At 63.4% G+C, this 25944-nt stretch carries 23 protein-coding genes; 18 read left to right on the forward strand and 5 right to left on the reverse strand.

Translation table 11 applies throughout. From position 1 onward, the window contains the following. Positions 1 to 54: 54 nt before the first annotated feature. The 3 genes from C4Q26_RS17750 (at position 55) to C4Q26_RS17760 (ending at position 3810) form a co-directional block, all read left to right on the forward strand. Complete coding sequence (locus C4Q26_RS17750; RefSeq protein ID WP_023382028.1) at positions 55 to 597, forward strand: YaeQ family protein; 543 nt, start codon at positions 55 to 57, stop codon at positions 595 to 597. Positions 598 to 627: 30 nt separating this feature from the next. Then, positions 628 to 2337 carry a single-stranded-DNA-specific exonuclease RecJ gene (gene recJ / locus C4Q26_RS17755; protein ID WP_023382027.1) on the forward strand — a complete coding sequence of 570 codons (1710 nt, stop codon included), beginning with the start codon at positions 628 to 630 and terminating at the stop codon, positions 2335 to 2337. 366 nt (positions 2338 to 2703) lie between these two features. After that, positions 2704 to 3810 carry an NADH:flavin oxidoreductase/NADH oxidase gene (locus C4Q26_RS17760; RefSeq protein WP_104883366.1) on the forward strand — a complete coding sequence of 369 codons (1107 nt, stop codon included), beginning with the start codon at positions 2704 to 2706 and terminating at the stop codon, positions 3808 to 3810. A 257-nt stretch (positions 3811 to 4067) separates the two neighbouring features. Here C4Q26_RS17760 and C4Q26_RS17765 read toward each other — a convergent pair whose 3' ends face one another. The 5 genes from C4Q26_RS17765 to ydcS form a co-directional block, all read right to left on the reverse strand. Then, positions 4068 to 5492, reverse strand: a complete 1425-nt coding sequence (locus C4Q26_RS17765) for a gamma-aminobutyraldehyde dehydrogenase (protein WP_023382025.1) — start codon at positions 5490 to 5492, stop codon at positions 4068 to 4070. Positions 5493 to 5509: 17 nt separating this feature from the next. Beyond that, a complete protein-coding gene (locus C4Q26_RS17770) occupies positions 5510 to 6316 on the reverse strand; it encodes an ABC transporter permease (protein ID WP_104883367.1) in 807 nt (268 codons plus the stop codon). After that, the gene (locus tag C4Q26_RS17775) at positions 6306 to 7238 is read right to left on the reverse strand and encodes an ABC transporter permease (protein WP_023382023.1); all 933 of its coding nucleotides are present in this window, start codon (positions 7236 to 7238) and stop codon (positions 6306 to 6308) included. Before C4Q26_RS17775 ends, C4Q26_RS17770 begins: the two co-directional genes overlap by 11 nt. Continuing rightward, positions 7235 to 8290: an ABC transporter ATP-binding protein gene (locus tag C4Q26_RS17780; RefSeq protein WP_104883368.1), complete on the reverse strand. Its 1056-nt coding sequence runs from the start codon at positions 8288 to 8290 to the stop codon at positions 7235 to 7237. Before C4Q26_RS17780 ends, C4Q26_RS17775 begins: the two co-directional genes overlap by 4 nt. A 131-nt stretch (positions 8291 to 8421) precedes the next feature. Beyond that, positions 8422 to 9573: a putative ABC transporter substrate-binding protein YdcS gene (gene ydcS / locus C4Q26_RS17785; protein ID WP_027906546.1), complete on the reverse strand. Its 1152-nt coding sequence runs from the start codon at positions 9571 to 9573 to the stop codon at positions 8422 to 8424. A gap of 217 nt (positions 9574 to 9790) precedes the next feature. On the opposite strand from ydcS, the gene C4Q26_RS17790 reads away from it, so the two are divergent. The 15 genes from C4Q26_RS17790 (at position 9791) to C4Q26_RS17860 (ending at position 25943) form a co-directional block, all read left to right on the forward strand. Further along, positions 9791 to 10486: a tellurite resistance TerB family protein gene (locus C4Q26_RS17790; protein WP_104883369.1), complete on the forward strand. Its 696-nt coding sequence runs from the start codon at positions 9791 to 9793 to the stop codon at positions 10484 to 10486. A 127-nt stretch (positions 10487 to 10613) separates the two neighbouring features. Next, on the forward strand, positions 10614 to 12236 hold the full coding sequence (locus C4Q26_RS17795; RefSeq protein WP_023382019.1) for a methyl-accepting chemotaxis protein: 1623 nt from the start codon (positions 10614 to 10616) through the stop codon (positions 12234 to 12236). 5 nt (positions 12237 to 12241) lie between these two features. Further along, positions 12242 to 12748, forward strand: a complete 507-nt coding sequence (locus tag C4Q26_RS17800; protein WP_104881343.1) for a chemotaxis protein CheW — start codon at positions 12242 to 12244, stop codon at positions 12746 to 12748. Further along, a complete protein-coding gene (locus tag C4Q26_RS17805; RefSeq protein WP_104883370.1) occupies positions 12745 to 14010 on the forward strand; it encodes a protein-glutamate O-methyltransferase CheR in 1266 nt (421 codons plus the stop codon). The genes C4Q26_RS17800 and C4Q26_RS17805 overlap by 4 nt, the downstream gene beginning before the upstream one ends. After that, a complete protein-coding gene (locus tag C4Q26_RS17810) occupies positions 14007 to 14672 on the forward strand; it encodes a chemotaxis protein CheW (protein WP_023382016.1) in 666 nt (221 codons plus the stop codon). The genes C4Q26_RS17805 and C4Q26_RS17810 overlap by 4 nt, the downstream gene beginning before the upstream one ends. Continuing rightward, complete coding sequence (locus C4Q26_RS17815) at positions 14669 to 16948, forward strand: hybrid sensor histidine kinase/response regulator (protein WP_104883371.1); 2280 nt, start codon at positions 14669 to 14671, stop codon at positions 16946 to 16948. The genes C4Q26_RS17810 and C4Q26_RS17815 overlap by 4 nt, the downstream gene beginning before the upstream one ends. Then, a complete protein-coding gene (locus tag C4Q26_RS17820; protein ID WP_023382014.1) occupies positions 16945 to 17958 on the forward strand; it encodes a chemotaxis response regulator protein-glutamate methylesterase in 1014 nt (337 codons plus the stop codon). Before C4Q26_RS17815 ends, C4Q26_RS17820 begins: the two co-directional genes overlap by 4 nt. Before the next feature lie 51 nt (positions 17959 to 18009). Further along, on the forward strand, positions 18010 to 19014 hold the full coding sequence (locus tag C4Q26_RS17825; protein ID WP_023382013.1) for a PleD family two-component system response regulator: 1005 nt from the start codon (positions 18010 to 18012) through the stop codon (positions 19012 to 19014). Positions 19015 to 19203: 189 nt separating this feature from the next. Continuing rightward, a protein-coding gene (gene prfB, locus C4Q26_RS17830; protein WP_104881346.1) for a peptide chain release factor 2 occupies positions 19204 to 20299 on the forward strand; the annotation gives its coding sequence in 2 pieces (ribosomal slippage) (positions 19204 to 19275 and positions 19277 to 20299; 1095 coding nt in all). Between the two features lie 93 nt (positions 20300 to 20392). Continuing rightward, complete coding sequence (lysS, locus tag C4Q26_RS17835) at positions 20393 to 21895, forward strand: lysine--tRNA ligase (protein ID WP_023382011.1); 1503 nt, start codon at positions 20393 to 20395, stop codon at positions 21893 to 21895. A 144-nt stretch (positions 21896 to 22039) separates the two neighbouring features. Further along, on the forward strand, positions 22040 to 22744 hold the full coding sequence (locus C4Q26_RS17840) for a TetR/AcrR family transcriptional regulator (RefSeq protein ID WP_023382010.1): 705 nt from the start codon (positions 22040 to 22042) through the stop codon (positions 22742 to 22744). 29 nt (positions 22745 to 22773) lie between these two features. Continuing rightward, positions 22774 to 23322 (forward strand): hypothetical protein, encoded by a 549-nt coding sequence (locus C4Q26_RS17845; protein ID WP_023382009.1) that lies wholly within the window; start codon positions 22774 to 22776, stop codon positions 23320 to 23322. A 128-nt stretch (positions 23323 to 23450) separates the two neighbouring features. Continuing rightward, positions 23451 to 24728: a flavohemoglobin expression-modulating QEGLA motif protein gene (locus C4Q26_RS17850; RefSeq protein ID WP_023382008.1), complete on the forward strand. Its 1278-nt coding sequence runs from the start codon at positions 23451 to 23453 to the stop codon at positions 24726 to 24728. Then, positions 24700 to 25620, forward strand: a complete 921-nt coding sequence (locus C4Q26_RS17855) for an alpha/beta hydrolase (protein ID WP_027906539.1) — start codon at positions 24700 to 24702, stop codon at positions 25618 to 25620. Before C4Q26_RS17850 ends, C4Q26_RS17855 begins: the two co-directional genes overlap by 29 nt. Then, a complete protein-coding gene (locus C4Q26_RS17860; protein ID WP_023382006.1) occupies positions 25617 to 25943 on the forward strand; it encodes a hypothetical protein in 327 nt (108 codons plus the stop codon). Before C4Q26_RS17855 ends, C4Q26_RS17860 begins: the two co-directional genes overlap by 4 nt. Position 25944 lies beyond the last annotated feature (1 nt).

A 25944-nucleotide genomic window follows, 5' to 3' on the forward strand; every position in this document is an offset into this window, starting at 1 on the left:
GTCGCGTATCGGTTAGACTGTGCCACTTTTCTTTGCGCAAGAAGCCCGTCGACCATGGCCCAGCCGTCCACCACCTACAAATTCGAACTGAATCTGACCGATCTTGACCGTGGCGTGTACGAAAACGTCAGGCAGACCATTGCCCGTCACCCTTCGGAAACCGAAGAGCGAATGGCCGTGCGTTTGCTGGCTTATGCCCTCTGGTACAACGAAAACCTGTCGTTCGGTCGTGGACTGTCCGATGTGGATGAAGCGGCGCTGTGGGAAAAAAGCCTGGATGATCGCATCCTGCACTGGATCGAAGTCGGCCAGCCGGACGCCGAGCGCCTGACCTGGTGCTCGCGCCGCACCGAGCGCACCAGCCTGCTGGCCTACGGCAGCCTGCGGGTTTGGGAAGGCAAGGTGGTGGGTGCGGTCAAGGGCCTGAAGAACCTCAGCATTGCCGCTGTGCCGCAAGAGGTGCTGGAAACCCTGGCCACCGACATGCCCCGCACCATCAAGTGGGACGTGATGATCAGCGAAGGGACGGTCTTCGTCACCGACGACCGTGGCCAGCACGAAGTGCAGTTGCAATGGCTGCTCGGTGAGCGTGGCTGACCTTCATAGACCCTGACTGCCGAAGCCATTATGCGTATCGAACCTCGCCCACTGCCGCCGACCCTGCCATTTCTGGGTAACCTACCCCCGTTGTTGACGCGCTTGTACGCCGCCCGTGGCGTGCAATCCGAGGCTGAGCTGGACAAAAGCCTGGGGCGCCTATTGCCGTACCAGCAACTCAAGGGGATCGAGGCGGCGGTCGACCTGTTGGTGGAGGCGATCGACCAGCGCCAGCGAATCCTCATCGTCGGCGACTTCGATGCCGACGGTGCGACGGCCAGTACGGTGGGCGTGCTCGGCCTGCGCTTGCTGGGTGCGGCCCATGTCGACTACCTGGTGCCCAATCGTTTCGAGTACGGCTACGGCCTGACCCCGGAGATTGTCCAGGTCGCGTTGCAACGCCAGCCGCAATTGCTGGTCACGGTCGACAACGGGATCTCCAGCGTGGACGGTGTGGCTGCTGCAAAGGCCGCGGGGCTCAAGGTGCTGGTGACCGACCACCACCTGCCGGGCGAGCAATTGCCGGATGCCGACGCCATCGTCAACCCCAACCAGCCGGGCTGCGAGTTCCCAAGCAAGGCGCTGGCCGGCGTCGGGGTCATCTTCTACGTACTGATGGCCTTACGTGCGCGCCTACGCAGCCTGGGGCGCTACCAGACCCAAGCCCAACCGAATATCGGCGAGTTGCTCGACCTGGTGTCCCTTGGCAGTGTGGCGGACGTGGTGCCCCTGGATGCCAACAACCGCATCCTGGTGCACCAGGGCCTCGAACGCATCCGTGCAGGCCGCGCTCGTCCTGGCCTCAAGGCCATCCTGGAAGTGGCGCGGCGTGATCATCGGCGTATCACCTCGACCGACCTCGGCTTCATTCTCGGCCCACGGCTGAACGCGGCCGGGCGGCTGGATGACATGAGCCTGGGTATCGAATGCCTGCTGTGCGAGGACGCCGCCCTGGCGATGGACATGGCCCAGCAGCTGGATGACCTGAACCAGGACCGCAAGTCCATCGAGCAGGGCATGCAACGCGAAGCCCTGGCCCAGCTCAAGGACCTGCCGGTCGAGTCCATGCCCTATGGCCTGTGCCTGTTCGACGCCGACTGGCACCAGGGGGTGATCGGGATTCTTGCTTCGCGCCTGAAAGAGCGCTACCACCGTCCTACCATCGCGTTTGCCGATGCGGGGGAGGGCATGCTCAAGGGCTCGGCGCGCTCTGTGCCGGGCTTTCATATTCGCGATGCGTTGGATGCCGTGGCAGCCCGGCATCCGCAGCTGATCAGCAAGTTTGGTGGACATGCCATGGCCGCCGGGCTTTCCTTACCGGAGGCCAACTTCCCGGCATTCGCCGAGGCGTTCGACGAGGAAGTCCGTCGCCAGTTGCGCGAGGAGGACCTGACCGGCCGCCTGTTGTCCGATGGCACCCTTGCGGTCGAAGAGTTCCACCTCGACCTGGCCAAGGCCCTGCGCAACGCCGGCCCTTGGGGGCAGCACTTCCCCGAACCGCTGTTCCATGGCGTGTTCCAACTGGTCGAGCAACGGGTGGTCGGCGAGCGGCACCTGAAGGTGGTGCTCAAGAGCGAATGTGGTGCCGTGAAGTTGGATGGCATTGCCTTCGGGATCGACCGCGAGGTCTGGCCAAACCCCACCGTGCGTTGGGTGGAATTGGCCTACAAGCTGGATGTGAACGAGTTTCGCGGTAATGAAAGCGTGCAGTTGATGATCGCCCACATGGAGCCGCGCTGAGCGCTCCTTCAGACGGCAGATCTGCATGACGGCATCCACGCGCCTGTCTGGAGGGTTTGGGGGCGTGAATCGAGCGCCGCTCGCGCGGCGCATCGCGAGCAAGGCTCGCTCCTGCAGACGCGTGCGGTCATTGGGCCGTGCACCAAGGCGATCGCGCGCAAATTGTGCAGGCATGACTGGCCCGAAGCAGCGGTAGGAGCGAGCCTTGCTCGCGATGCGCCGCGTGGGCGGCGCTCGGTTTCATAGCCACCGAAAATCTGTTGCCCTCCAATCTGGTCTAGTCTGATTAATGACCGGCACCGGGCCAGGGATGTGCACTTGAGTGTCCGGACTGGATCACCATTGGAGTCCTTGGGAGGTGCCCTCATGAGCCTGCTGCTCGAGCCTTACACCCTGCGTCAGTTGACGCTGCCCAACCGCATCGCGGTCTCGCCGATGTGCCAGTATTCTGCGATCGATGGCCTGGCCAACGATTGGCATCTCGTTCACCTGGGGAGCCGAGCCGTGGGTGGCGCCGGCTTGGTCATCAGCGAGGCCGTCGCGGTGACCGCCGATGGTCGGATCACTGCCGAAGACCTCGGCCTGTGGAACGACGATCAGATTGCGCCTTTGCAGCGCATTACCCGTTTCATTACCGCCCAGGGCGCCGTGCCGGGCATCCAGCTGGCCCACGCTGGGCGCAAGGCCAGTACGTATCGGCCCTGGTTGGGCAAGCAGGGCAGTGTGAAGATCGAAGACGGTGGCTGGCAGCCGGTGGGCCCCTCGAAGATCGCCTTCGACCCGCAGCACACGCCACCGCGCGAGTTGAGCAAGGAAGAGATTCAGGGCGTGATCGATGCCTTCGTCGCCTCGACCGAGCGAGCGCTGAAAGCGGGCTTCAAGGTCGTCGAAGTCCACGCGGCCCATGGGTATCTCCTGCATCAGTTCCTCTCACCATTGAGTAACCAGCGCCGTGACGAGTACGGAAGCTGCTTCGAGAACCGCATCCGCCTGACCCTCCAGGTGGTGGAGGCCGTTCGCAAGGTCTGGCCGGCAGAACTGCCGCTGTTCGTGCGCGTCTCGGCAACCGACTGGGTCGAGGATGGCTGGAACCCGGATGAAACCGTCGAACTGGCGCGCCGCTTGCGGGTGCTGGGTGTCGACCTGATCGATGTTTCCTCCGGTGGCACCTCGGTCAACGCCGAGATTCCTACCGGCCCCGGCTATCAGACGCGCTTCGCTGAGCGCGTGCGCAAGGAGGCGGAGATTGCCACGGGCACCGTCGGTATGATCACCGAACCGGCCCAGGCCGAGCACATTCTGCGCACTGGCCAGGCCGACGTGATCTTCCTGGCCCGGGAACTCCTTCGCGATCCTTACTGGCCGCTGCATGCCGATGATGACCTGGGCGGCAACAAGGCCACCTGGCCGGCGCAGTATCAAAGGGCAACCAGCCGAGCCAACCCAATTCACGAATCGGATTTGCGGGATTAGGGCGTATGGCGACAGCGGTGGGGTGGGGCTGAAATCGAGCGCCGCGCGGGCGGCGCATCGCGAGCTGCGCTCGCTCCTACAGGCGCACGCGAACGCCTTGTGGGTACGATGCGATATCGCGTCATGCGCCAAGACGTTCGCGCACAAATCCCACAGATTAATTGGCCCGGAAGGATCGTAGGAGCGAGCGCAGCCCGCGGTGCGCTCGATCTTATTATTGGCGCTAGACCTCTAAAGGAATACCCCAGCCGGCAACCTCAATGTTTGATCATCACATGCCGCACACAGGTGTAGTCCTCCAGGCCGTACATCGACAGGTCCTTGCCATACCCTGAATGCTTCTGGCCGCCATGGGGCATTTCGCTGACCAGCATGAAATGGGTGTTGACCCAAGTGCAGCCATACTGCAAACGGGCGGCCAAACGGTGTGCCCGGCCCGTGTCGCGGGTCCATACCGATGAGGCCAGGCCGTACTCCGAGTCGTTGGCCCATGCCAGCGCTTGGGTTTCGTCAGTGAAACGGGTAACCGAAACCACCGGACCGAATACTTCATGGCGCACGATCTCGTCATCCTGAAGGGCATCGGCCAGCACGGTCGGCTCGAAGAAGAAACCATCACCCGGCAAGGCCTTGCCCCCGGTGACCAGGCGGATATGCGGCTGGGCGACGGCGCGTTGCACCAGGCCTGCGACCTTGTCGCGGTGCTGGGCGCTGATCAACGGGCCAAGCTCGGTATCTTCAGCGTCCTGCAGGCCGGGTTTGAGGCTGGCCACCGCCTTGCCCAGTCGTTCGACGAATTGCTCGTAGATGCCATCCTGCACATACAGGCGACAGGCGGCGGTGCAGTCCTGGCCGGCGTTGTAGAAGCCGAAGGTGCGGATGCCATCGATGGCTGCATCCAGGTCGGCATCGTCGAACACCAGCACCGGCGCCTTGCCGCCCAGTTCCATGTGCATGCGCTTCACGCTGTCGGCGGTGGCGCCGATGATGTGCGCACCGGTGGGGATGGAGCCGGTCAGTGACACCATGCGCACCTTGGGGTGGGTGACCAGCGGGTTGCCGACCGTCTGGCCGCGGCCGAAGAGGATGTTGAGTACCCCCGGCGGCAGCAGGCTCTGCGCCAGTTCACCCAGGCGCAGCGCGGTCAGCGGGGTCAGCTCCGAGGGCTTGATCACCACGGTATTGCCCGCCGCCAACGCTGGCGCGATCTTCCAGGCCAGCATCATCAGCGGGTAGTTCCAGGGGGCGATCGAGGCAACCACGCCCAGTGGGTCACGGCGAATCATCGAGGTGTGCCCGGGCAAGTATTCGCCAGCCGCAGAGCCGCCCAGGCAGCGCGCAGCACCGGCGAAGTAGCGGAACACATCGGCGATGGCCGGGATCTCGTCGTTCAGCGCCGCCGTGAAAGGCTTGCCGCAGTTCTGCGACTCTAGCCGGGCCAGTTCCTCGCCGTGATTTTCAAGGGTGTCGGCCAGCGCCAGCAGGGCAAGGGAGCGGTCCTTGGGGCTGGATTGGGACCAGCTGTCGAACGCCTGGTCCGCTGCGCACACGGCCTGGTCGACCTGTGCCTCGGTGGCTTCGTTGATTTGCGCCAGGGCACTGCCCAGGGCCGGGTTGAGCACGGTCCAGGTTGGCCCCTCGCCGGTCACCAGGCGGCCATTGATGAGCATTTGGGTTTGCATGGAAGACACCTCCAGGGTCATTTGCCGCCGCCCGCAACGCTTTCGCCGCCGCGGGTCAGGTAATAGGCGCCGAGGATCGGCAACATGGTCACCAGCATCACCAGTAGAGCGACGACATTGGTGACCGGCACATCGCGGGGACGGCTCAACTGATTGAGCAGCCAGATCGGCAGCGTGCGTTCATGGCCTGCGGTGAAGGTGGTGACGATGATCTCGTCGAACGACAAGGCGAACGCCAGCATGCCACCGGCCAGCAGGGCCGAGCCCAGGTTGGGCAGGATGATGTAGCGGAAGGTCTGCCAGCCGTCGGCACCCAGGTCCATCGAGGCCTCGATCAGGCTCTGGGAGGTGCGCCGCAGGCGGGCGATGACGTTGTTGTAGACGATCACCACGCAAAAGGTCGCGTGGCCGACCACGATGGTGAGCACACCAGGCTCGATGCCCAAGATCTTGAAGGCTGACAGCAAGGCAATGCCGGTGATGATGCCGGGCAAGGCGATGGGTAGGATCAGCATCAGCGAGATGCTCTCCTTGCCAAAGAAGCTGCGTCGATATAGCGCCGCCGAGGCCAGGGTGCCCAGTACCAGGGCTATCAGCGTGGCGAGGCTGGCGACTTTCACCGACAGCATGATGGCCTCGAGCACGTCCGGGCGCGCGAAGGCTACGGTGAACCAGTTCAGGGTGAATCCCTGGGGTGGGAAGCTAAAGGCTGCGTCCTCTGTGTTGAAGGCGTAGAGGATGATGATCACGATCGGAAAATGCAGGAAAAGCAGCCCGCCCCACGCAGCCAGGCGCAGCCCCAGCGAAGCACTTTCAGAGTGCATCGAAGGCTCCCAGGCGTTTGACGATGGCTAGGTAGACTGCGATCAGCACGATGGGCACCAGAGTAAAGGCGGCCGCCATGGGCATGTTGCCGATCGCCCCTTGCTGGGCGTAGACCATGCTGCCGATGAAGTACCCGGGCGGGCCGATCAACTGCGGGACGATGAAATCGCCGAGGGTGAGGCTGAAGGTAAAGATCGAGCCTGCGGCGATACCGGGTATGGAAAGCGGCAGAACAACCTGCACGAAGGTTTGCCCCGGCGTAGCCCCAAGGTCGGCCGAGGCCTGCAGGAGCGATGGCGGCAAGCGTTCCAGGGCCGCCTGGATGGGCAGGATCATGAACGGCAGCCAGATGTAAACGAACACCAAAAAGCGCCCCAGGTGCGAGGTGGACAAGGTGCTGCCACCCACCCCCGGCACCGCCAACACCAGTTGCAAGAGGCCTTCGAGGTGCAACTGCTGGACGAACCACTGGGCGACGCCGCCCTTGGCCAGCAGCAGGGTCCAGGCGTAGGTCTTGACGATGTAGCTGGCCCACATCGGCATCATCACCGCGATGTAGAAAAACGCCTTGGTCCTGCCGGTGGTGTAGCGCGCCATGTAGTAGGCGATAGGGAAGGCCAGCACGGCGCTGGCCAGCGATACCGCCACGGCCATGCTCAAGGTGCGCAGGATGATGTCGAAGTTCGACGGATTGAACAGGGCGGCGAAGTTGCCCAGGGTCAGGTCCGGGGTTACCGCCATGGTGAAGTCGTCGAAGGTATAGAAACCTTGCCAGAGCAGGTTCAGCAGCGAACCCAGGTAAATCGCGCCGAACCAGGTGAGTGGCGGGATCAGCAGCAGCGCCAGGTACAGGTTTGGCCGTCGGTACAGCAGGTTGGAAAACCTGCGCAGCAGGCCTGGGGACGCCGCTGCCGGGTTCATTTCGGCAGGGCTCGTTCAGGTGAATCGAGGAGGGTTTCGCGCAGGGCCGTCATGGCCTCGCGTGGCCAGCGCGCCTGCACTCGCTGTCCCGGTTGCCAGGGCTGAGCCTGGTCCTGCCAGCGATCGTTGGCATGACTCACCGCCAACAACTGGCCACTGTCGAGCTGGACTTCGTAGCGGGTGGCGCTGCCCTGGTACTGGATGTCGCGCAGCAAGCCACTGACCTGGACCTCGGTTCCCGTAGTGGCCGCGTCACCGAGGCGGATGTGCTCCGGACGAATGGAGAACGGCGTGGCGCTGCCATTGAGCTGCTTCGCCAGTTCGCCCCGCAGGACGTTGGACGTGCCGACGAACTCGGCGACGAAGGTGGTAGCCGGTTTCATGTACAGGTTGCGTGGGGTGTCGACTTGTTCGATGCGACCCCGGTTGAACACCGCCACGCGGTCGGACATCGACAGCGCCTCGGTCTGGTCGTGGGTAACGAAAACGAAGGTGATGCCCAGCTGGCGCTGCAGCTTCTTGAGCTCGCCTTGCATCTGTTCGCGCAACTTCAGGTCCAGGGCGCCGAGGGGTTCGTCCAGCAGCAGGACCCGCGGGCGATTGACCAGTGCGCGGGCCAGGGCCACACGCTGACGCTGGCCACCAGAAAGCTGCGCCGGTTTGCGCTCGCCATAGCCAGAAAGGGCGACCATCGCCAAAGCCTCGTCGGCGCGGGCATGGCGCTCGGCCTTGGCCACGCCTTTTACCTTGAGGCCATAGGCGATGTTGTCGCGCACGTTCATGTGCGGAAACAGTGCGTAGTCCTGGAACACGGTGTTGACGTCGCGCTGGTAGGGCGGCACGCCCGTGGCTTCGACGCCGTGAATACGGATCGAGCCGCTGCTGGGATGTTCGAAGCCCGCTATCAGGCGCAGGCAGGTGGTCTTGCCCGAGCCTGAGGGCCCGAGCATGGAGAAGAACTCGCCGTCTTCGATGTCGATGCTGACCTGGTCGACAGCCTTGACCTCGCCGAAGGTGCGGGAAACCTGGGTGAACTGGACGGCTAGGGGCATGTGTGGGCTCCAGGAAACGTTCTTACTCCTGCTCTGGCCCCTTCGCGGGCTAACCCGCCCCCACAGCTACTGCGCGGTACTCTGTAGGAGCGGCTTGCCCGTGAGGAAGCCAGGTCGGGTTTCAACCGGCTTCAGCGTCCGCCCATGATCGCAATGTAATCCTGGGTCCAGCGGCTGTACGGTACGAACTTGCCTCCTTGGGCCTGTGGGGTTTTCCAGAAGGCAATCTTGTCGAAGTTGTCGAAGCCGTTGGTCTTGCACCCTTCGGCACCCAGCAGCTCGCTGGCGGTACAGGCCGCCGGAACGGCCGGCAACGAGCCGAACCAGGCCGCCACATCGCCTTGCACCTTCGGCTGCAACGACCAGTCCATCCACTTGTAGGCGCAGTTGGGGTGCTTGGCCTCGCTGTGCAGCATGGTGGTATCGGCCCAGCCCGTTGCACCCTCCTTCGGTATGGTCGAGGCCACCGGCTGGTTTTCGGCTTTCAGGCCGTTGACCATGTAGCCCCAGGAACTGGAGGCGACCACGCCTTCGTTCTTCACATCGCTCATCTGCACGGTTGCGTCATGCCAGTAGCGATGGACCAGCGGCTGTTGCTGACGCAGCAGCTCGAGCACGGCCTTGTACTGCGTTTCGGTGAGCTCGTAGGGGTCCTTGATGCCCAGCTCAGGCTTGGCCGACTTCAGGTAAAGCGCGGCATCGGCGATGTAGATCGGCCCGTCATAGGCTTGCACCCGGCCTTTGTTGGGCTTGCCATCGGGCAGGTCTTGCGGGGCGAACACCACGCTCCAACTGGTGGGCGGTTGCTTGAATACGTTGGTGTTGTACAGCAGCACGTTCGGCCCCCACTGGTACGGGGTGCCGTAAACCTGCTTGTCGACCACGTACCAGTCACCGTTCTGCAGGCGCGGGTCAATGTGCTTCCAGTTGGGAATCAGCGCGGTATTGATGGGCTGCACCCGCTTGCCAGCGATCAGGCGGAGCGAAGCGTCGCCCGAAGCGGTGACCAGGTCGTAGCCGCCCTTGGTCATCAGGCTGACCATTTCGTCGGAAGTCGCGGCGGTCTTGACGCTGACCTTGCAGCCGGTTTCCTTTTCGAAGCCTGTGACCCAGTCATAGGCCTTGTCGCTTTCCCCACGCTCGATGTAGCCCGGCCAGGCGACGATATCCAGTCGTCCTTCGCCGGCGCCCAGGGCCTTGGGCAAATCGGCGGCCTGCAAGCTGGCGCTGGCCACTAGCGCGCCGCTCACGGCGCCGAGCAATGCGGTCTTGTGCACTGACATGGTGTTCCCTCTTCTTGGAGATCTTGGTCGGGGCAGTCATCAAGAAAGCTGTGAAGCCATTGTTATAAGCGTAGTGCGGTTGTGCAGGTTGTCGGCGAAGTCGAGTCTAGTTGGGTTTTGTGCCGGCAACGCAACATCTGGAAGCAAATCCACAGGTGGTGTTCATGGCGGTAAGCCTTACTCTGGCCGTGACTTTACGCGCCGTGGAGACGTGCACATGAACACCCGAGGCCTGCTCGACCAATTGCTCAAATCTGGCCAGGAACTGCTGAACAAGCAAACCACCGCAGGCGGCGCGGGCAAGCCTGCGGCAGGTGCCGGTGGCCTGGGCGGCCTGCTTTCCGGCGCCGGCGGCGGCGCCTTGGCTGCCGGGGCGATGGGGCTGCTGCTGGGCAACAAGAAGGCGCGCAAGTATGGCGGCAAGGTTCTGACCTACGGTGGCCTGGCGGCGCTCGGTGTGCTGGCCTACAAGGCCTACGGCAACTGGCAGGCACGCCAGGGCCTGGGGGCGGGCGCAGAGCCTCAGACCCTCGACCGCCTGCCTGCGTCCCAGGCCGAGCAGCACAGCCAGGCGGTGCTGCAGGCGTTGGTGGCAGCGGCCAAGTCCGACGGCCACATCGATGATCGCGAGCGTGCCTTGATCGAGGGTGAGTTCACCCGCCTGGACAGCGACCAGGAGCTGCAGCACTGGTTGCACGCCGAGCTGAACAAGCCACTGGACCCGGCGGAAGTCGCCCGTGCCGCGCAGACGCCGGAAATGGCCGCTGAGATGTACCTGGCCAGCGTGATGATGGTCGATCAGGAAAACTTCATGGAGCGTGCTTACCTGGATGAACTGGCCCGCCAGTTGCGCCTGGACCCAGCCCTGCGGCAGGAGCTGGAGACCCAGGTCAGGTTGGCGTCGACGCCATGATCAGGCAAAACGCCATATTGTCGGGCAAGGATGCCTGAAACAACGAATTTCAGCCGCAATTGCAGAGGAAGCCTGGGCTATACTTCGGCGATTTTTCCCGCTCGTTGTGAATTCCTGAGGGCTGAATGTGAAGAACTGGACCTTGCGCCAACGGATCCTGGCAAGTTTCGCCGTGATCATCGCCATCATGCTGCTGATGATCGTGGCCGCCTACTCGCGGCTGGTGGCGATCGAAAGTGCCGAGGAGGCGGTGGGGACCGACAGCATCCCCGGGCTTTACTACAGTTCGATGATTCGCAGTGCGTGGGTCGACAGTTACGTCACCAGCCAACAATTGGTAGGCCTGTCCAAGCGGCGTGAAATCACTGCGGCCGACATGGAGTTGTTCAAGAGCTTCGAGGATCGGCTCAAGCAACAGATGGCCAACTACCAAGGCACCATCCAGGGCGCCGACGATCAGGCCCGGTTCGACACCTTCATCCAGATGGAAGAAAACTACCTCAAGACTGTAAACCAGGTGCTTGAGGCGTACCGTCAGCGCAATTACGCCGAAGCCGAGCGACTGATCGTCGAGGTGCTTACCCCCGCCTGGCTGGAAGGCCGCAAGCATCTGAACACCGTCATCGAACACAATCGTGAGTCCGCCGGTACAGCCACCCAGGAAATCGTCAGCGCGGTAAGCACCGCCAAGGGCAGCATGTTGGTCTCACTGCTGCTGGCGATCGTCGCGGCAGGCATCTGTGGTTTGCTGCTGATGCGGGCCATTACCGCACCGATGCAGCGTATCGTCCATGCCCTCGACAAACTGCGCTCGGGTGACCTGAGCATGCGCTTGAGCCTGGACCGCAAGGATGAGTTCGGCGCCATCGAAAGTGGCTTCAATGAGATGGCCGAGGCCCTCGCCAACCTGGTCGCCCAGGCGCAGCGCTCATCGGTGCAGGTCACCACCTCGGTGACCGAGATCGCCGCCACCTCCAAGCAGCAGCAGGCCACCGCCACCGAAACCGCCGCCACCACCACCGAAATTGGCGCTACATCGCGTGAGATCGCCGCCACCTCTCGCGATCTGGTCCGCACCATGACCGAGGTTACCAGCGCTGCCGATCAGGCTTCCAGCCTCGCCGGTTCCGGTCAGCAGGGCCTGGCGCGAATGGAAGAGACCATGCACCAGGTGATGGGCGCTGCCGACCTGGTCAATGCCAAGCTGGCGATCCTCAACGAGAAAGCCAGCAACATCACCCAGGTCGTGGTGACCATCGTCAAGGTGGCCGACCAGACCAACCTGCTGTCGCTCAATGCCGCCATTGAGGCGGAAAAAGCCGGTGAGTACGGCCGAGGCTTCTCTGTGGTTGCCACCGAGGTGCGCCGGTTGGCCGACCAGACCGCCGTGGCTACCTACGACATCGAGCAGATGGTGCGGGAAATCCAGTCAGCGGTGTCGGCTGGCGTCATGGGTATGGACAAGTTCTCCGAGGAAGTGCGCCGCGGCATGTTCGAGGTGCAGCAGGTGGGCGAGCAGCTCAGCCAGATCATCCACCAGGTACAAGCATTGGCGCCGCGCGTGTTGATGGTTAACGAAGGCATGCAGGCCCAGGCCACCGGTGCCGAGCAGATCAACCAGGCGCTGGCCCAGCTCAGTGATGCCAGCACCCAGACGGTGGAATCCTTGCGCCAGGCCAGTTTCGCCATCGACGAACTGAGCCAGGTGGCTGCGGGGCTGCGCGGCGGTGTGTCGCGCTTCAAAGTCTGACGGCGATGAGTGACCTTCATCCCCACACGGTAGTGGCGGCCGATGCCAAGGGCGTGCTGTACCTGCAGTTTCGTATAGGCGAGCAGCGCTTCGCCCTGGATGTCCGGGAAGTCATCGAAGTGTTGCCGCGTCGCCCGCTGAAGCCGATCGCCCAGGCGCCGACGTGGGTCGCAGGCGTCCTTGCCCATCGAGGCGTGATGGTGCCGGTGATCGACCTTTCGGCCCTGAGTTTCGGTAGGCCCGCCGTGCAGCGCACCAGCACCCGACTGGTGTTGGTACGCTACCGCCAAGACCAGCAGCTCGGCCTGGTGCTCGAGCAAGCCACCGACACCCTGCGCTGCCACCCCGAAGCCTTCCAACCTTATGGCCTGGATAACCCTGATGCGCGTTACCTGGGGCCTGTGCTTCAGGATGCCGAGGGCATGTTGCAACGCATCGAGGTGGACGACCTGTTGACCGATAGCGTGCGGATGCTGTTGTTCCCGACCCAGCCCCTGCAGGTGCCGACATGAACCTGCATCGATATTTCCGATTTTTGCAGGAACGCATCGGCCTTGATGTGGAGTCGGTGGGCGAGGCCATGATCGAGCGCGCCCTGCGTCAGCGGTGCATGGCCCTGGACGCGGCCGATCTGGACGATTACTGGTTGCGTCTGCAGCAATCGACCGACGAACAGCAAGCGCTCATCGAGGCTGTGATCGTTCCGGAAACCTGGTTTTTCCGCTACCCGGAGTCGTTCACCGCCCTGGTCGGGTTGGCCCAGAGGCGCCTGGCAGAGCTCGCCGGCGAGCGCCCCCTACGCCTGCTCAGCCTGCCCTGTTCGACCGGCGAGGAGCCGTATTCGGCGGCCATGGCATTGCTCGATGCAGGCTTGAGTCCCGCTTCGTTTCACATCGACGGCATCGACATCAGCCCCAATTCGGTGACCAAGGCCCAGCAAGCCATCTACGGACGCAACTCGTTCCGGGGCAGTGAACTGGCGTTTCGTGAGCGGCATTTCCGTGAGATCGAGGATGGCCACCAGCTGGATCAAAGGGTGTGCTCACAAGTGAGCCTGCAGGTAGGCAATGTGCTCGACCCGGCGCTGTCGAGCCGTGATGGCCTTTACGACTTCGTGTTCTGCCGCAACTTGCTCATCTACTTCGATGTGGCAACCCAGCAGCGGGTGTTCGAGATGCTCAAACGCCTGATCCATGCCCAGGGGGTTTTGTTCATCGGCCCCGCCGAGGGCAGTCTGCTGGCACGCTTGGGCATGCGCCCATTGGGTATTGCCCAGTCGTTCGCCTATGTTCGCCAGGACAGCCATGCGCCAACGCCTGAGGTTCGGCCCCGGCGTGCGATGCCCCCGCCATTCACGCCACGTTCGCCGCTGCCGCCGCCGGCACCGATGTCGACGGCCAAGCCTCGCCCATTACGTACCCTCCCACCGGCGCAGCCTTCGCCTGAGCCGCGAGAGAGCGAGAGCGAGCTGTTGGCCAGCATCGCGCGCCAGGCCAATGCCGGTGACAGCGCACAGGCCCGGGCCAGCTGCCAGCGCTACCTGCGGCAATTCGCCCCCAAGGCGCAGGTGTATTACTGGTTGGGGTTGCTGAGCGACACCGACGGTGACGCCTCGCAGGCGCTGACCCACTATCGCAAGGCACTCTACCTCGACCCCCAGCATCCAGAGGCCCTGGTGCAACTGGCGGCCTTATTGGCAGCCCAAGGGGATGAGGCGGGCGCGCGACGTCTGCAGGAGCGTGCGGCGCGTGTAGGGCGGGAGTCTGAACGATGAAGGTCGATAGCGCGATGGAATTGATCGCTCACGATGACGATCGCATAGATGACTGCTGGAACCGCATCGGCGTGCACGGTGACAAGCAGTGTCCGCTGCTGGATCGGCACATACACTGCCGCAATTGTGAAATCTACGCAGCGGCCGCCACGCGCTTGCTGGACCGCTACGCGCTGTTGCAGGACGACGTGGTGCAAGCGGCCGTGCCGGTGGAAGCGTGTGTGGGCCGCTCGATGCTGCTGTTCCGGCTGGGCGAGGAGTGGATGGCGCTGGCCACCGCCAGTCTTGCTGAAATCGCCCCGGTTCAGCCCGTGCATTCGCTGCCTCATCAACGTTCGCGAGTGCTGCAGGGCGTGGCCAATGTGCGCGGTGCCTTGGTGCCCTGCCTGTCGCTGGCCGACTTGCTCGAGGTGGAGGCCGTGCAAGGCGACGCCCGCGGCGTTCGGGCCATGCCACGGTTGTTGATCCTGGCTGCCTTAGGTGGGCCGGTGGTGATGGCGGTGGATGAAATCGACGGTATTCACCGGCTCGACCCAGCCTTGCTGGATGGCGAACACGAAGGCGCACCGTTCACCGCAGGCGTGTTGCAGTGGCGTGGACGCAGCGTGCGCGTGCTGGACGATCACCAATTATTGTCTGCCGTGCAGCGGAGCCTGTCATGACCCCAGAACAATTGCGTGACGCCTCGCTGCTCGAACTGTTCAGCCTCGAAGCCGAGGCCCAGACCCAGGTGCTCAGCGTTGGGTTGATGGCCCTGGAGCGCAATCCGAACCAGGCTGACCAGTTGGAAGCCTGCATGCGTGCGGCCCATTCGCTGAAAGGCGCCGCGCGAATCGTTGGCATCGATGCCGGCGTCAGCGTCGCCCACGTCATGGAGGACTGCCTCGTGGCAGCCCAGGAAGGGCGGTTGTTGCTGCGCGCCGAGCATATCGACGCCCTGTTGCGCGGCACCGACTTGCTGATGCACATCGCCACGCCGGGAGACCCCGCCGGTGAGGCGGCTGTCCCAGCTTTCCTGGCGCAGATGGCGAGCCTGCTGGATCCCGCCACAGCCGCCGCGCCCCTCGCAGTCGAGGTTCCAGAACCTGAGAGGCTCGTGCAACCGCCAGTGATCGGGCCTGTCCCGGCAGAGCCAGAGGCTGACCTCGAACCGACGCCGCGCAAGGCGGGCAAGCGAGGCAGCGAGGGCAGTGAGCGGGTATTACGCGTGACCGCCGACCGCCTCAACAGCCTGCTCGATCTTTCCAGCAAGTCACTGGTCGAGACCCAGCGACTCAAGCCGTACCTGGCCACCTTGCAGCGTCTCAAACGCATGCATGGCCAAGGCATGCGCGCGCTCGATGGCCTGAAAACCCAGCTCGAAGGCAGCGGTCAGCGTCTGGAAGTGCTCGAAGCCCTGGCTCAGACCCAGCGCCTGCTGGTGGAAACCCAGGAGATCCTGCAGCAGCAGGCCGCCGACCTCGACGAGTTCGGCTGGCAGGCCAGCCAGCGCGCCCAATTGTTGTACGACACCGCCCTGGCCTGCCGTATGCGGCCGTTCGCCGATGTCCTGACCGGCCAGAGCCGCATGGTGCGCGACCTTGGTCGCTCGCTGGGCAAACAGGTGCGCCTGCAGATCGAGGGCGAGAAGACCCAGGTCGATCGCGACGTGCTGGAAAAGCTCGAGGCGCCACTGACTCACCTGCTGCGCAATGCGGTCGACCATGGCATCGAGCTGCCCGAGCGGCGGGTGCTGGCGGGCAAGCCGGCCGAGGGCGTGATCCGCTTGCGCGCTTCCCACCAGGCGGGTCAGTTGATGCTTGAGCTCAGTGACGACGGTGCCGGTATCGACCTGGAGCGACTGCGCCGCAGCATCGCCGAGCGCGGATTGTCGCCTGCCGAAACGCTGTCGCGAATGAGCGAGGCGGAGTTGCTGACCTTCCTCTTCCTGCCGGGCTTCAGCCTGCGCGACAAGGTGACCGAGGTGTCCGGGCGTGGTGTTGGCCTGGATGCGGTGCAGCACATGGTGCGCGACCTGCGCGGTGCCATCGAACTGACCCAGGTGGCCGGGCAAGGCTGTCGTTTTAAACTGGAAGTGCCGCTGACGCTGTCGGTGGTGCGCAGCCTGGTGGTCGAGGTAGGCGGTGAGGCATATGCCTTCCCGCTGGCTCACATCGAGCGCACCCTGGAGGTGGCTGCCGAGGAGATCGTGCAGGTCGAGGGCCGCCAGCACTTCTGGCAAGAAGGCCGCCATGTAGGCCTGGTCGCCGCCACCCAGTTGCTCAACCGTCCAGCGGGGCAGGGCGATGAAAGCAGCCTGCGGGTGGTGGTGATCCGCGAGCGCGAACAGCTTTATGGCGTGGCCGTGGAGCGTTTGATTGGCGAGCGCGTGCTGGTGGTGATGCCGCTCGACCCGCGGCTGGGCAAGATCCAGGACATATCCGCCGGTGCGCTGCTCGATGATGGCTCAGTGGTGCTAATCGTCGACGTCGAAGACCTGCTGCGCTCGGTCGAGAAGCTGCTCAGCACCGGCCGCCTGGAGCGCATCGAACGCAGCGCCCACGGCGCGCGTGGTGCGGATCGCAAACGCATCCTGGTGGTCGACGATTCGCTGACGGTGCGCGAGCTGCAACGCAAGTTGCTGAGCACGCGCGGCTACGAGGTAGCCGTGGCGGTCGATGGCATGGACGGCTGGAACGCGCTGCGTGGCGAGGACTTCGACCTGCTGATCACCGATATCGACATGCCGCGCATGGACGGTATCGAACTCGTCACCCTGGTGCGCCGTGACCAACGCCTGCAAACCTTGCCCGTGATGGTGGTGTCGTACAAGGATCGTGAAGAAGATCGCAGGCGTGGCCTGGATGCTGGCGCCGACTACTATTTGGCTAAAGCCAGCTTCCATGACGATGCGTTGCTGGATGCCGTGGTGGAGCTGATTGGGGGTGCTCAAGGATGAAGATCGCCATCGTTAACGACATGCCACTTGCCGTTGAAGCCCTGCGCCGGGCCCTGGCCTTCGAGCCTGCACACCAGGTGATCTGGGTGGCCGGCGACGGCGCCGAAGCCGTGCGCCGTTGCAGCGAGGAACTGCCGGACCTGATCCTGATGGACCTGATCATGCCGGTGATGGACGGTGTCGAGGCCACACGGCGGATCATGGCCGAGACCCCATGCGCCATCGTGATCGTCACCGTCGACCGCAAGCAGAACGTGCACCGGGTGTTCGAGGCCATGGGCCATGGTGCGCTGGATGTGGTCGATACCCCGGCCCTGGGGGCGGGAGATGCCCGCGAGGCGGCGGCACCGCTGCTGCGCAAGATCCTCAATATCGGCTGGTTGATCGGCCAGCAACGCACCAGTGCGGCGAAGTCGGTATCGGCCCCGCTGCGATCGGCATCACAGCGCCGCGGACTGGTGGCCATCGGCTCTTCGGCCGGAGGGCCAGCAGCGCTCGAAGTGCTGCTCAAGGGCCTGCCGCCAGAGTTTCCCGCCGCCATCGTGCTGGTCCAGCACGTCGACCAGGTGTTTGCGGCCGGCATGGCCGAGTGGCTCAGCACCGCCAGTGGACTCCCTGTGCGCCTAGCCCGTGAAGGCGAGCCGCCGCAACCTGGGCAGGTGCTGCTGGCGGGAACCAACCACCACATACGTCTGCTGCAAAATGGCCAGTTGGCCTACACTGCCGAACCGGTCAACGAAATCTATCGGCCTTCGATCGATGTGTTCTTCGAGAGCGTTGCACGTTTCTGGAGCGGTGACGCGGTAGGCGTGCTGCTCACCGGCATGGGCCGCGACGGTGCCCATGGCCTGAAACTGATGCGCCAGCAAGGCTTTTTGACCATCGCGCAGGATCAGTCCAGCAGCGCGGTGTATGGCATGCCCAAGGCTGCTGCGGCCATTGATGCTGCGGTGGAAATACGCCCGCTGGAGCGAATCGCCGGGCGACTGATGGAAATCTTTGCAAAATGACGATATGTATTGCATCACGCCGCCTGGCCGGCAGTGACTGGATGATTACGGATGAATGATCTACCGATCGACGGTTTCACGACCACCAACGAAAACTCGGCAATGGTCCTGTTGGTCGACGACCAGGCCATGATCGGCGAGGCGGTGCGTCGTGGCCTGGCCCATGAAGAGAACATCGACTTCCACTTCTGTGCCGATCCGCACCAGGCCGTGGCCCAGGCAGTGCTCATCAAGCCTACGGTGATTCTTCAGGACCTGATCATGCCTGGCCTGGACGGGCTGACCCTGGTGCGCGAATACCGTAGCAATGCAGCGACCCAGGACATCCCGATCATCGTGCTGTCGACCAAGGAAGACCCGCTGGTCAAGAGCGCGGCGTTCGCTGCTGGAGCCAACGATTACCTGGTCAAGCTGCCGGATACCATCGAGCTGGTAGCACGTATTCGCTACCACTCGCGTTCATACCTGACCCTGTTGCAACGAGACGAAGCCTACCGCGCCTTGCGCGTGAGCCAGCAGCAACTGCTCGACACCAACCTGATGCTGCAGCGGCTGATGAACTCCGACGGCCTTACCGGCTTGTCCAACCGCCGTCACTTCGATGAGTACCTGGAACTGGAGTGGCGTCGGGCCATGCGTGAACAGCAGCAACTGTCGCTGCTGATGATCGACGTCGACTACTTCAAGGCCTACAACGACAGCTTTGGCCATTTGGCAGGCGATGAGACCCTGCGTCAGGTCGCCGATGCCATCCGGGACTGCTGCTCGCGTCCCTCCGACCTGCCGGCGCGCTATGGTGGCGAAGAGTTTGCCCTGGTGTTGCCCAACACGTCGCCGGGAGGCGCCCGGCTGGTGGCGGAGAAGCTACGCCAGACCATCCTCGGGCTGAATATCCCGCACAGTGCCCCCCACGCCGACTCGGTGCTGACCGTGAGCATTGGCCTGGCAACGCAGACGCCGAGTATCGGCAGTCATTGCCGGCAATTGATCTCGGCGGCGGACAAGGGGTTGTACCTGGCCAAGAACAGCGGTCGCAATCAGGTTGGTATCGCCTGACAGGGCCGCATCGCCGGCAAGCGGGTGCCTGCCGTGGTCGCACCGGGCTTGCTGGCGATAAGACCGTACAAGCGCTTTACGTCCCCTGGGCCGACACCATTTTCTACCGCCCGGCGGGTCTGCCGCCAGGCTCCAGACTGGGTTATACTCGCGGGCTTTTCACCGAATTCGCACGAGAGCTGCCCGCCCATGGAAATCCAACCGATTCTGAACACCATCAAGGACCTCACCGAGCGTTCCCAGTCCATTCGGGGGTATCTTTGACTACGATCACAAGCATGACCGCCTGATCGAAGTCAACCGCGAGCTGGAAGACCCCAACGTCTGGAACAAGCCTGAGTACGCCCAGGCGCTGGGCCGTGAGCGTGCCATGCTGGCGCAGGTCGTCGAGACCCTGGACAAGATGTCCAACGGCTTGACCGACTGCAAGGACCTGCTGGACATGGCCGTCGAAGAAAATGACGAAGGCGCCGTCAGCGACGTCGTGACCGAGCTGCAAGGCCTGGAAGAAATCCTGGCCCAGCTTGAGTTCCGTCGCATGTTCAGCGGCGAGATGGACATGAACAACGCCTACCTGGACATCCAGGCCGGCTCTGGCGGCACCGAGGCGCAGGACTGGGCCAACATCCTGCTGCGCATGTACCTGCGCTGGGCCGACAAGCGTGGTTTCGATGCCACCATCATCGAGCTTTCCGAAGGTGAGGTCGCCGGCATCAAGGGCGCTACGGTGCACATCAAGGGCGAGTACGCCTTTGGCTGGCTGCGTACCGAGATCGGCGTGCACCGCCTGGTGCGCAAGAGCCCGTTCGACTCCGGTGCCCGTCGCCACACCTCGTTCTCGGCGGTATTCGTCTCGCCCGAGATCGACGACAAGGTCGAGATCGAAATCAACCCGGCCGACCTGCGTATCGACACCTACCGCTCCTCCGGTGCCGGTGGTCAGCACGTCAACACCACCGACTCGGCGGTGCGTATCACTCACGTGCCGACCAACACCGTGGTGGCCTGCCAGAACGAACGCTCCCAGCACGCCAACAAGGACACCGCCATGAAAATGCTGCGGGCCAAGCTGTACGAGCTGGAAATGCAGAAGCGCAATGCCGCTTCGCAGGCGCTGGAAGACAGCAAGTCGGACATCGGCTGGGGCCACCAGATCCGCTCCTACGTGCTGGATGACTCGCGCATCAAGGACCTGCGTACCGGCGTCGAGCGTAGCGACTGCCAGAAGGTCCTGGACGGCGACCTCGACCAGTACCTGGAAGCAAGCCTCAAGCAGGGCCTGTAAATCTCATACCACCGCCGCGATACGAGGCCATCGGCCCGTATCGCGTGCCCTGCCCGACAGGGGCAACGAACACCTGATGGAAAGAATGACGACATGAGCGACCTCAACACCCAACCGCAAGACCTGCAACAGGAAGAAAACGCCCTGATCGCGCTGCGCAAGGAAAAACTTGCCGCCGAGCGCGCCAAAGGCAATGCCTTCCCCAACGACTTCCGCCGCGACAGCTACTGCAACGACCTGCAGAAACAGTACGCGGACAAGACCAAGGAAGAGCTGGAAGCTGCAGCGATTCCGGTCAAGGTGGCAGGCCGCATCATGCTCAACCGTGGCTCGTTCATGGTCATCCAGGACATGACTGGCCGCATCCAGGTCTACGTCAACCGCAAGACCCTGCCGGAAGAAACCCTGGCTGCGGTCAAGACCTGGGACCTGGGCGACATCATCAGCGCCGAAGGCACCCTGGCCCGTTCTGGCAAGGGCGACCTGTACGTGGAAATGACCGATGTGCGCCTGCTGACCAAGTCGCTGCGCCCGCTGCCGGACAAACACCACGGCTTGACCGACACCGAGCAGCGCTACCGCCAGCGCTACGTCGACCTGATGGTCAACGAAGAAACCCGCCACACCTTCCGCGTTCGTTCGCAGGTGATCTCGCATATCCGCAAGTTCCTCATCGAGCGCGACTTCCTCGAAGTCGAAACGCCGATGCTGCAGACCATTCCGGGCGGCGCTGCGGCCAAGCCGTTCGAAACCCACCACAACGCGCTGGACATGGCCATGTTCCTGCGTATCGCGCCCGAGCTGTACCTCAAGCGCCTGGTGGTCGGTGGCTTCGAGAAAGTCTTCGAGATCAACCGCAACTTCCGTAACGAAGGTGTGTCGACTCGTCACAACCCCGAGTTCACCATGCTCGAGTTCTACCAGGCCTACGCCGACTACCGCGACAACATGGACCTCACCGAGGAACTGTTCCGCGAGCTGGCGCAGCTGGTCCTGGGTTCCACCGATGTGCCGTACGGCGACAAGGTATTCCACTTTGGCGAGCCGTTCGCCCGCCTGTCGGTGTTCGACTCGATCCTCAAGTACAACCCGGAACTCACCGCTGCCGACCTGCAGGACGTCGACCGCGCCCGTGAAATCGCCAAGAAGGCCGGTGCCAAGGTGCTGGGCCACGAAGGCCTGGGCAAACTGCAGGTGATGATTTTCGAAGAGCTGGTCGAGCACAAGCTGGAGCAGCCCCACTTCATCACCGAGTACCCGTTCGAGGTCTCGCCGCTGGCCCGTCGCAACGACCAGAACCCGGCGGTTACCGACCGCTTCGAGCTGTTCATCGGTGGCCGCGAAATCGCCAATGCCTACTCCGAGCTCAATGATGCCGAAGACCAGGCCGAACGCTTCCTGGCCCAGGTGGCCGAGAAGGATGCCGGTGACGACGAAGCCATGCACTACGATGCCGACTTCGTCCGCGCCCTCGAATACGGCATGCCGCCGACCGCGGGCGAAGGTATCGGTATCGACCGCCTGGTGATGTTGCTGACCAACTCGCCGTCTATCCGTGACGTGATCCTGTTCCCGCACATGCGTCCGCAGGCCTGAGTCAATTGAACGAGCCGCCTTTCGAGGCGGCTTTTTCTTGCCTGTACATCCGTATTGGTGGTGCCGGCCGCTTCGCATCCGCAGCCGCGAAGCGTCCGGCACTGACGAAACACTGTTCATGAGGTACCCCCCGTGACACCCGCAATGCCTCACCAGGGCGCCGCCGGCATCGCCACCGCCGTCGCCGAAAGCGTGCAATACCAAGGCCGCAAGACTGCCCGCCAAGGCAGCGAGCAACGCCGCCAGCTGATCCTCGACGCCGCCATGCGGATCGTCGTGCGTGATGGTGTCCGTGGTGTGCGCCACCGGGCGGTAGCCGCCGAGGCGGGTGTGCCGCTATCGGCTACCACCTATTACTTCAAGGATATCGAGGACCTGCTCACCGATACCTTCGCCCAGTACGTCGAGCGAAGTGCCGCCTATATGGCCAAGTTGTGGGCCAATACTGAAGTGCTGCTGCGCCAGTTGGTGGCGCAGGGTGATGGCAGCCTGGAGTCGCGGGCACGGCTGGCCGACGAGGTGGCGCGCATGACCGCCGACTATGTGTCGCGCCAGTTGCTCAACCGCCGAGACTTCCTCATGGCCGAGCAGGCCTTCCGTCAGGAGGCATTGCTGTGCCCGCGTCTGGCCGAGCTGGTCTGTGCCCACGAGCAGATCCTGCTGCATGGCACCCGCCAGCTGCTGCAAGTGGTCGGCTCGCGGCAACCGGAACAGGACGCCCACATGTTGACGGCGATAATCGAGCAGATGGAATATCAGGGCCTGCTCAAGGACGCTGACACGCAGGCCGATGGGCAGATGCTCGCTATGCTTACCCGATACTTGCACCTGGTGTTGGCATCGGGCTGAGCTGAGACCGAACTTTCAAGGAGAACTTGATGAAAGCCTGGCGTGTGGTGTTGTTGACGTTGTCATTCCTGCTGCTGGGCGGTTGTCTGGTGACCTTCCATGAGCCGCTGCCGAGCAACCAGGCGGCGCCCAAGGCCTTGCTCGGCAAATGGAGCAGCAAGGACGCGTGGGGCGAGCCGCTGAAGCTGGTGATCAGCCGCAGTGGTGCCGATGCCTACAAGGCGGTTGCCACTGCGAAGGGCAAGAAACCCGAAGAATACGTGTTCACTGTGTCGCGCCACGGCAACCGCTGGTACCTGTCGGCCGGGGTTCCCAAGCGCCTGGGCGGCAATTTCCTGATCGGCGGTTTCGACATCGTCGATGGCAAGGAGCTGGTGCTTTACAACCTGGACGTCGAGCAGGTGCAGCAGGCGGTCGAGAAGAAGGAGCTGAGTGGGCGCAGCACCGAGGTGCCTGAGGACAATGGTGAGGGCATATTGATCGACAGCCCGTCGGCGCGGGTATTGGCCTACCTGGACGACCCGGCCAACTCCGACCTTTTCGTCGAGGTGGCGCGGTTCCAGCGGGCCGGCAAATAACCGTGTTGGCTGCTTCGCGGCTAAAGCCGCTCCTACAGGGATTGCAGTACCTGTGGTGGATTTAGCCGCGAAGAGGCCGGTACAGGCAATGCAAAGGCTTGGCACTCAGTTCCAATAAGGAGTCCCCGGTGGACGAATACCAGCAAACCATCCGCGCCCTGTCCGACCGCATCGTCGCGGCACAGACCCCGATCCGGGTCCTGGACGCGGTGAAGTGGGACGACAGCATCCGCCAAGGCTTTCTCAAGGCCAAGGGCAAGGAACCGCCGGCCGTCGACCGTGCCTATTACCAGTCCCGCCCTCTGTCGTTCGATTCCAGCGCGGTCAAGGCCGAGTTCCAGAGCATCGAGCGCGATATCACCCGCCAGTTGGGCCAATTCAACCCGGTTGGGCAGATCATGCGGCGCATGTGCAAGGAGTACCGCATGGTGGTGCGCATGCTCGAAGCGCGTGGCACCGAGGATTTCGGTCTGATCTCGCAGGAGCTCTACGGCGCCGCTTCCGACGCCTTCCACGCGGGTGACCCGACCTTGGCCGATCTGGGCCTGATGCTCTCGGACTACCTGAACAACATCGACGGCCGTGGCGACCTCAAGGACGAACCGAAGAACCTTACCGCCAAGGAGGCCGTGGACATCCTCCAGCACCGCCTGAACAAGGTGTTCGGCGAGGCAGAGGAAACCATTCGCGTATTCGAGTCCGACGGTATCGTCGCCGATGCCGCGGCGGGAGCCGACTACATCAAGGTCCGCGCCGACGCCATGTTCAACAGCCGCGATGTGCGCGCGCTGGAAGTTCACGAGGGACTGGTGCATGTGGGAACCACGCTGAACGGTCTCAACCAGCCGATCTGCACCTTCCTGGCCAAGGGCCCGCCCTCGTCGACGGTGACCCAGGAGGGGTTGGCCATCCTCATGGAGGTGATCGCCTTCGCGTCCTACCCCAGCCGGTTGCGCAAGCTGACCAACCGCACCCGGGCCATCCATATGGTCGAGGAGGGGGCGGACTTCTTGCAGGTCTTCGCGTTCTTCCGCGAGCAAGGTTTCGAAATGGCGCAGTGCTACAGCAATGCCAGCCGGGTATTCCGCGGTTCGGTGCCCAATGGCTTGCCATTCACCAAGGACTTGTCCTACCTCAAGGGCTTCATCATGGTTTACAACTACATTCAGTTGGCCGTGAAGAAGGGCAAGCTGGAGCAGATTCCACTGCTGTTCTGCGGCAAGACCACCCTGGAAGACATGCGCACCCTGCGCCAACTGGTCGAAGAAGGCCTGGTGGAGCCCCCCAAATACCTGCCGGAGCAGTTCCGGGACCTGAGTGCGCTGTCGGCCTGGATGTGCTTCTCCAACTTCCTCAACCACCTGAGCCTGGACCGTATTGAAGCCGACTACGCGAACATTCTCTGAATGCTGGCGCCTGCTGGCCCTGAGCGTGCTGCTGGGGCTGGGTGGCTGCAGCAGCCTGCTGTTCTACCCTGAACCAGGGCAGGCGTTCACACCGGCGCGAGCCAAGCTCGACTACCGCGATGTCAGTCTGATGACCTCGGATGGTGTCCGTCTGCACGGTTGGTGGCTGCCGGCCAAGGCCGGTGTCCAGCTCAAGGGCACGGTGCTGCACCTGCACGGCAATGGTGGCAACCTGCCGGGACACCTGGGTGGCAGCTACTGGCTGCCGGAGCAGGGCTACCAGGTACTGATGATTGACTATCGCGGTTACGGCTTATCCGAAGGCAAGCCGTCGTTGCCGGAGGTCTACCTGGACATCGCTGCCGCGATGGCGTGGCTGGACCAGGCTCCCGAGGTGAAGAACAAGCCATTGGTATTGCTGGGCCAGAGCCTCGGCGGAGCGATGGCGATCCATTACCTGGCGGCCCACCCCGAGCAGCAGCAGCGCTTCAGCGCGCTGGTGTTCGACGGCGTGCCGGCCAGTTATCGCGCCGTCGGCCGCTACGCCTTGAGCACTTCATGGATGACCTGGCCGCTGCAGGTGCCACTGTCCTGGCTAGTGCCGGACGGCGACAGTGCGATTCGCTCGGTCGAGCAACTGAGCAGACCGCCGAAGCTGTTCTTCCACAGTATCGATGACAACCTGGTGCCGATGGACAATGGTATTCGCCTGTACCAGCACGCGCCGCCACCGCGGGTCTTGCAGTTGACCCGTGGTGGCCATGTGCAGACCTTCGCCGACCCGGTCTGGCGCCAGGTGATGCTGCGTTTCCTCGACGACCCCAGCCGTTTCAACGGTCTGCGGCGGCTGGCCGAAATACCCAATTACCCTGACGAGAAGAACAAGCAATGAGTGAAGAACGCAACGCCATCCCGCTGATCCTGACCGGCGTCGGCAGCATCATCGTGACGGTGGGGGCCCTCTGGTACTACGGTTACCTGCATTTCGCCAAGCCCGAGGACGCGTTGTTGTTGCAGGACTACACCATGCTCAAGACCGTTCCAGGGGAGGACTACAAGGTTTCCCTGGACCCGGCACCTCAAGTGGCCCAGTGCGTCGATGGGGTGCTGGTGCTGTTCGATACGCAGCAGAAAGGCCTGACCGGCGTGTTGGTGGACAACCGCAAGCGGGCGGTACGCTGCATGGGCGAGGAGACGCCGCAGCAAGCGCAGTGAA

Origin of the sequence: Pseudomonas sp. SWI44, assembly GCF_002947915.1 — a bacterium.
GTDB lineage: Bacteria > Pseudomonadota > Gammaproteobacteria > Pseudomonadales > Pseudomonadaceae > Aquipseudomonas > Aquipseudomonas taiwanensis.

What these genes read in the sequence shown, in the direction of transcription:
- C4Q26_RS17750 (WP_023382028.1), top strand. Translation starts at nt 55, where the DNA reads ATGGCCCAGCCGTCCACCACCTACAAATTCGAACTGAATCTGACCGAT.
- recJ (WP_023382027.1), top strand. Translation starts at nt 628, where the DNA reads ATGCGTATCGAACCTCGCCCACTGCCGCCGACCCTGCCATTTCTGGGT.
- C4Q26_RS17760 (WP_104883366.1), top strand. Translation starts at nt 2,704, where the DNA reads ATGAGCCTGCTGCTCGAGCCTTACACCCTGCGTCAGTTGACGCTGCCC.
- C4Q26_RS17765 (WP_023382025.1), bottom strand. Translation starts at nt 5,492, where the DNA reads ATGCAAACCCAAATGCTCATCAATGGCCGCCTGGTGACCGGCGAGGGG.
- C4Q26_RS17770 (WP_104883367.1), bottom strand. Translation starts at nt 6,316, where the DNA reads ATGCACTCTGAAAGTGCTTCGCTGGGGCTGCGCCTGGCTGCGTGGGGC.
- C4Q26_RS17775 (WP_023382023.1), bottom strand. Translation starts at nt 7,238, where the DNA reads ATGAACCCGGCAGCGGCGTCCCCAGGCCTGCTGCGCAGGTTTTCCAAC.
- C4Q26_RS17780 (WP_104883368.1), bottom strand. Translation starts at nt 8,290, where the DNA reads ATGCCCCTAGCCGTCCAGTTCACCCAGGTTTCCCGCACCTTCGGCGAG.
- ydcS (WP_027906546.1), bottom strand. Translation starts at nt 9,573, where the DNA reads ATGTCAGTGCACAAGACCGCATTGCTCGGCGCCGTGAGCGGCGCGCTA.
- C4Q26_RS17790 (WP_104883369.1), top strand. Translation starts at nt 9,791, where the DNA reads ATGAACACCCGAGGCCTGCTCGACCAATTGCTCAAATCTGGCCAGGAA.
- C4Q26_RS17800 (WP_104881343.1), top strand. Translation starts at nt 12,242, where the DNA reads ATGAGTGACCTTCATCCCCACACGGTAGTGGCGGCCGATGCCAAGGGC.
- C4Q26_RS17805 (WP_104883370.1), top strand. Translation starts at nt 12,745, where the DNA reads ATGAACCTGCATCGATATTTCCGATTTTTGCAGGAACGCATCGGCCTT.
- C4Q26_RS17810 (WP_023382016.1), top strand. Translation starts at nt 14,007, where the DNA reads ATGAAGGTCGATAGCGCGATGGAATTGATCGCTCACGATGACGATCGC.
- C4Q26_RS17815 (WP_104883371.1), top strand. Translation starts at nt 14,669, where the DNA reads ATGACCCCAGAACAATTGCGTGACGCCTCGCTGCTCGAACTGTTCAGC.
- C4Q26_RS17820 (WP_023382014.1), top strand. Translation starts at nt 16,945, where the DNA reads ATGAAGATCGCCATCGTTAACGACATGCCACTTGCCGTTGAAGCCCTG.
- C4Q26_RS17825 (WP_023382013.1), top strand. Translation starts at nt 18,010, where the DNA reads ATGAATGATCTACCGATCGACGGTTTCACGACCACCAACGAAAACTCG.
- lysS (WP_023382011.1), top strand. Translation starts at nt 20,393, where the DNA reads ATGAGCGACCTCAACACCCAACCGCAAGACCTGCAACAGGAAGAAAAC.
- C4Q26_RS17840 (WP_023382010.1), top strand. Translation starts at nt 22,040, where the DNA reads ATGCCTCACCAGGGCGCCGCCGGCATCGCCACCGCCGTCGCCGAAAGC.
- C4Q26_RS17845 (WP_023382009.1), top strand. Translation starts at nt 22,774, where the DNA reads ATGAAAGCCTGGCGTGTGGTGTTGTTGACGTTGTCATTCCTGCTGCTG.
- C4Q26_RS17860 (WP_023382006.1), top strand. Translation starts at nt 25,617, where the DNA reads ATGAGTGAAGAACGCAACGCCATCCCGCTGATCCTGACCGGCGTCGGC.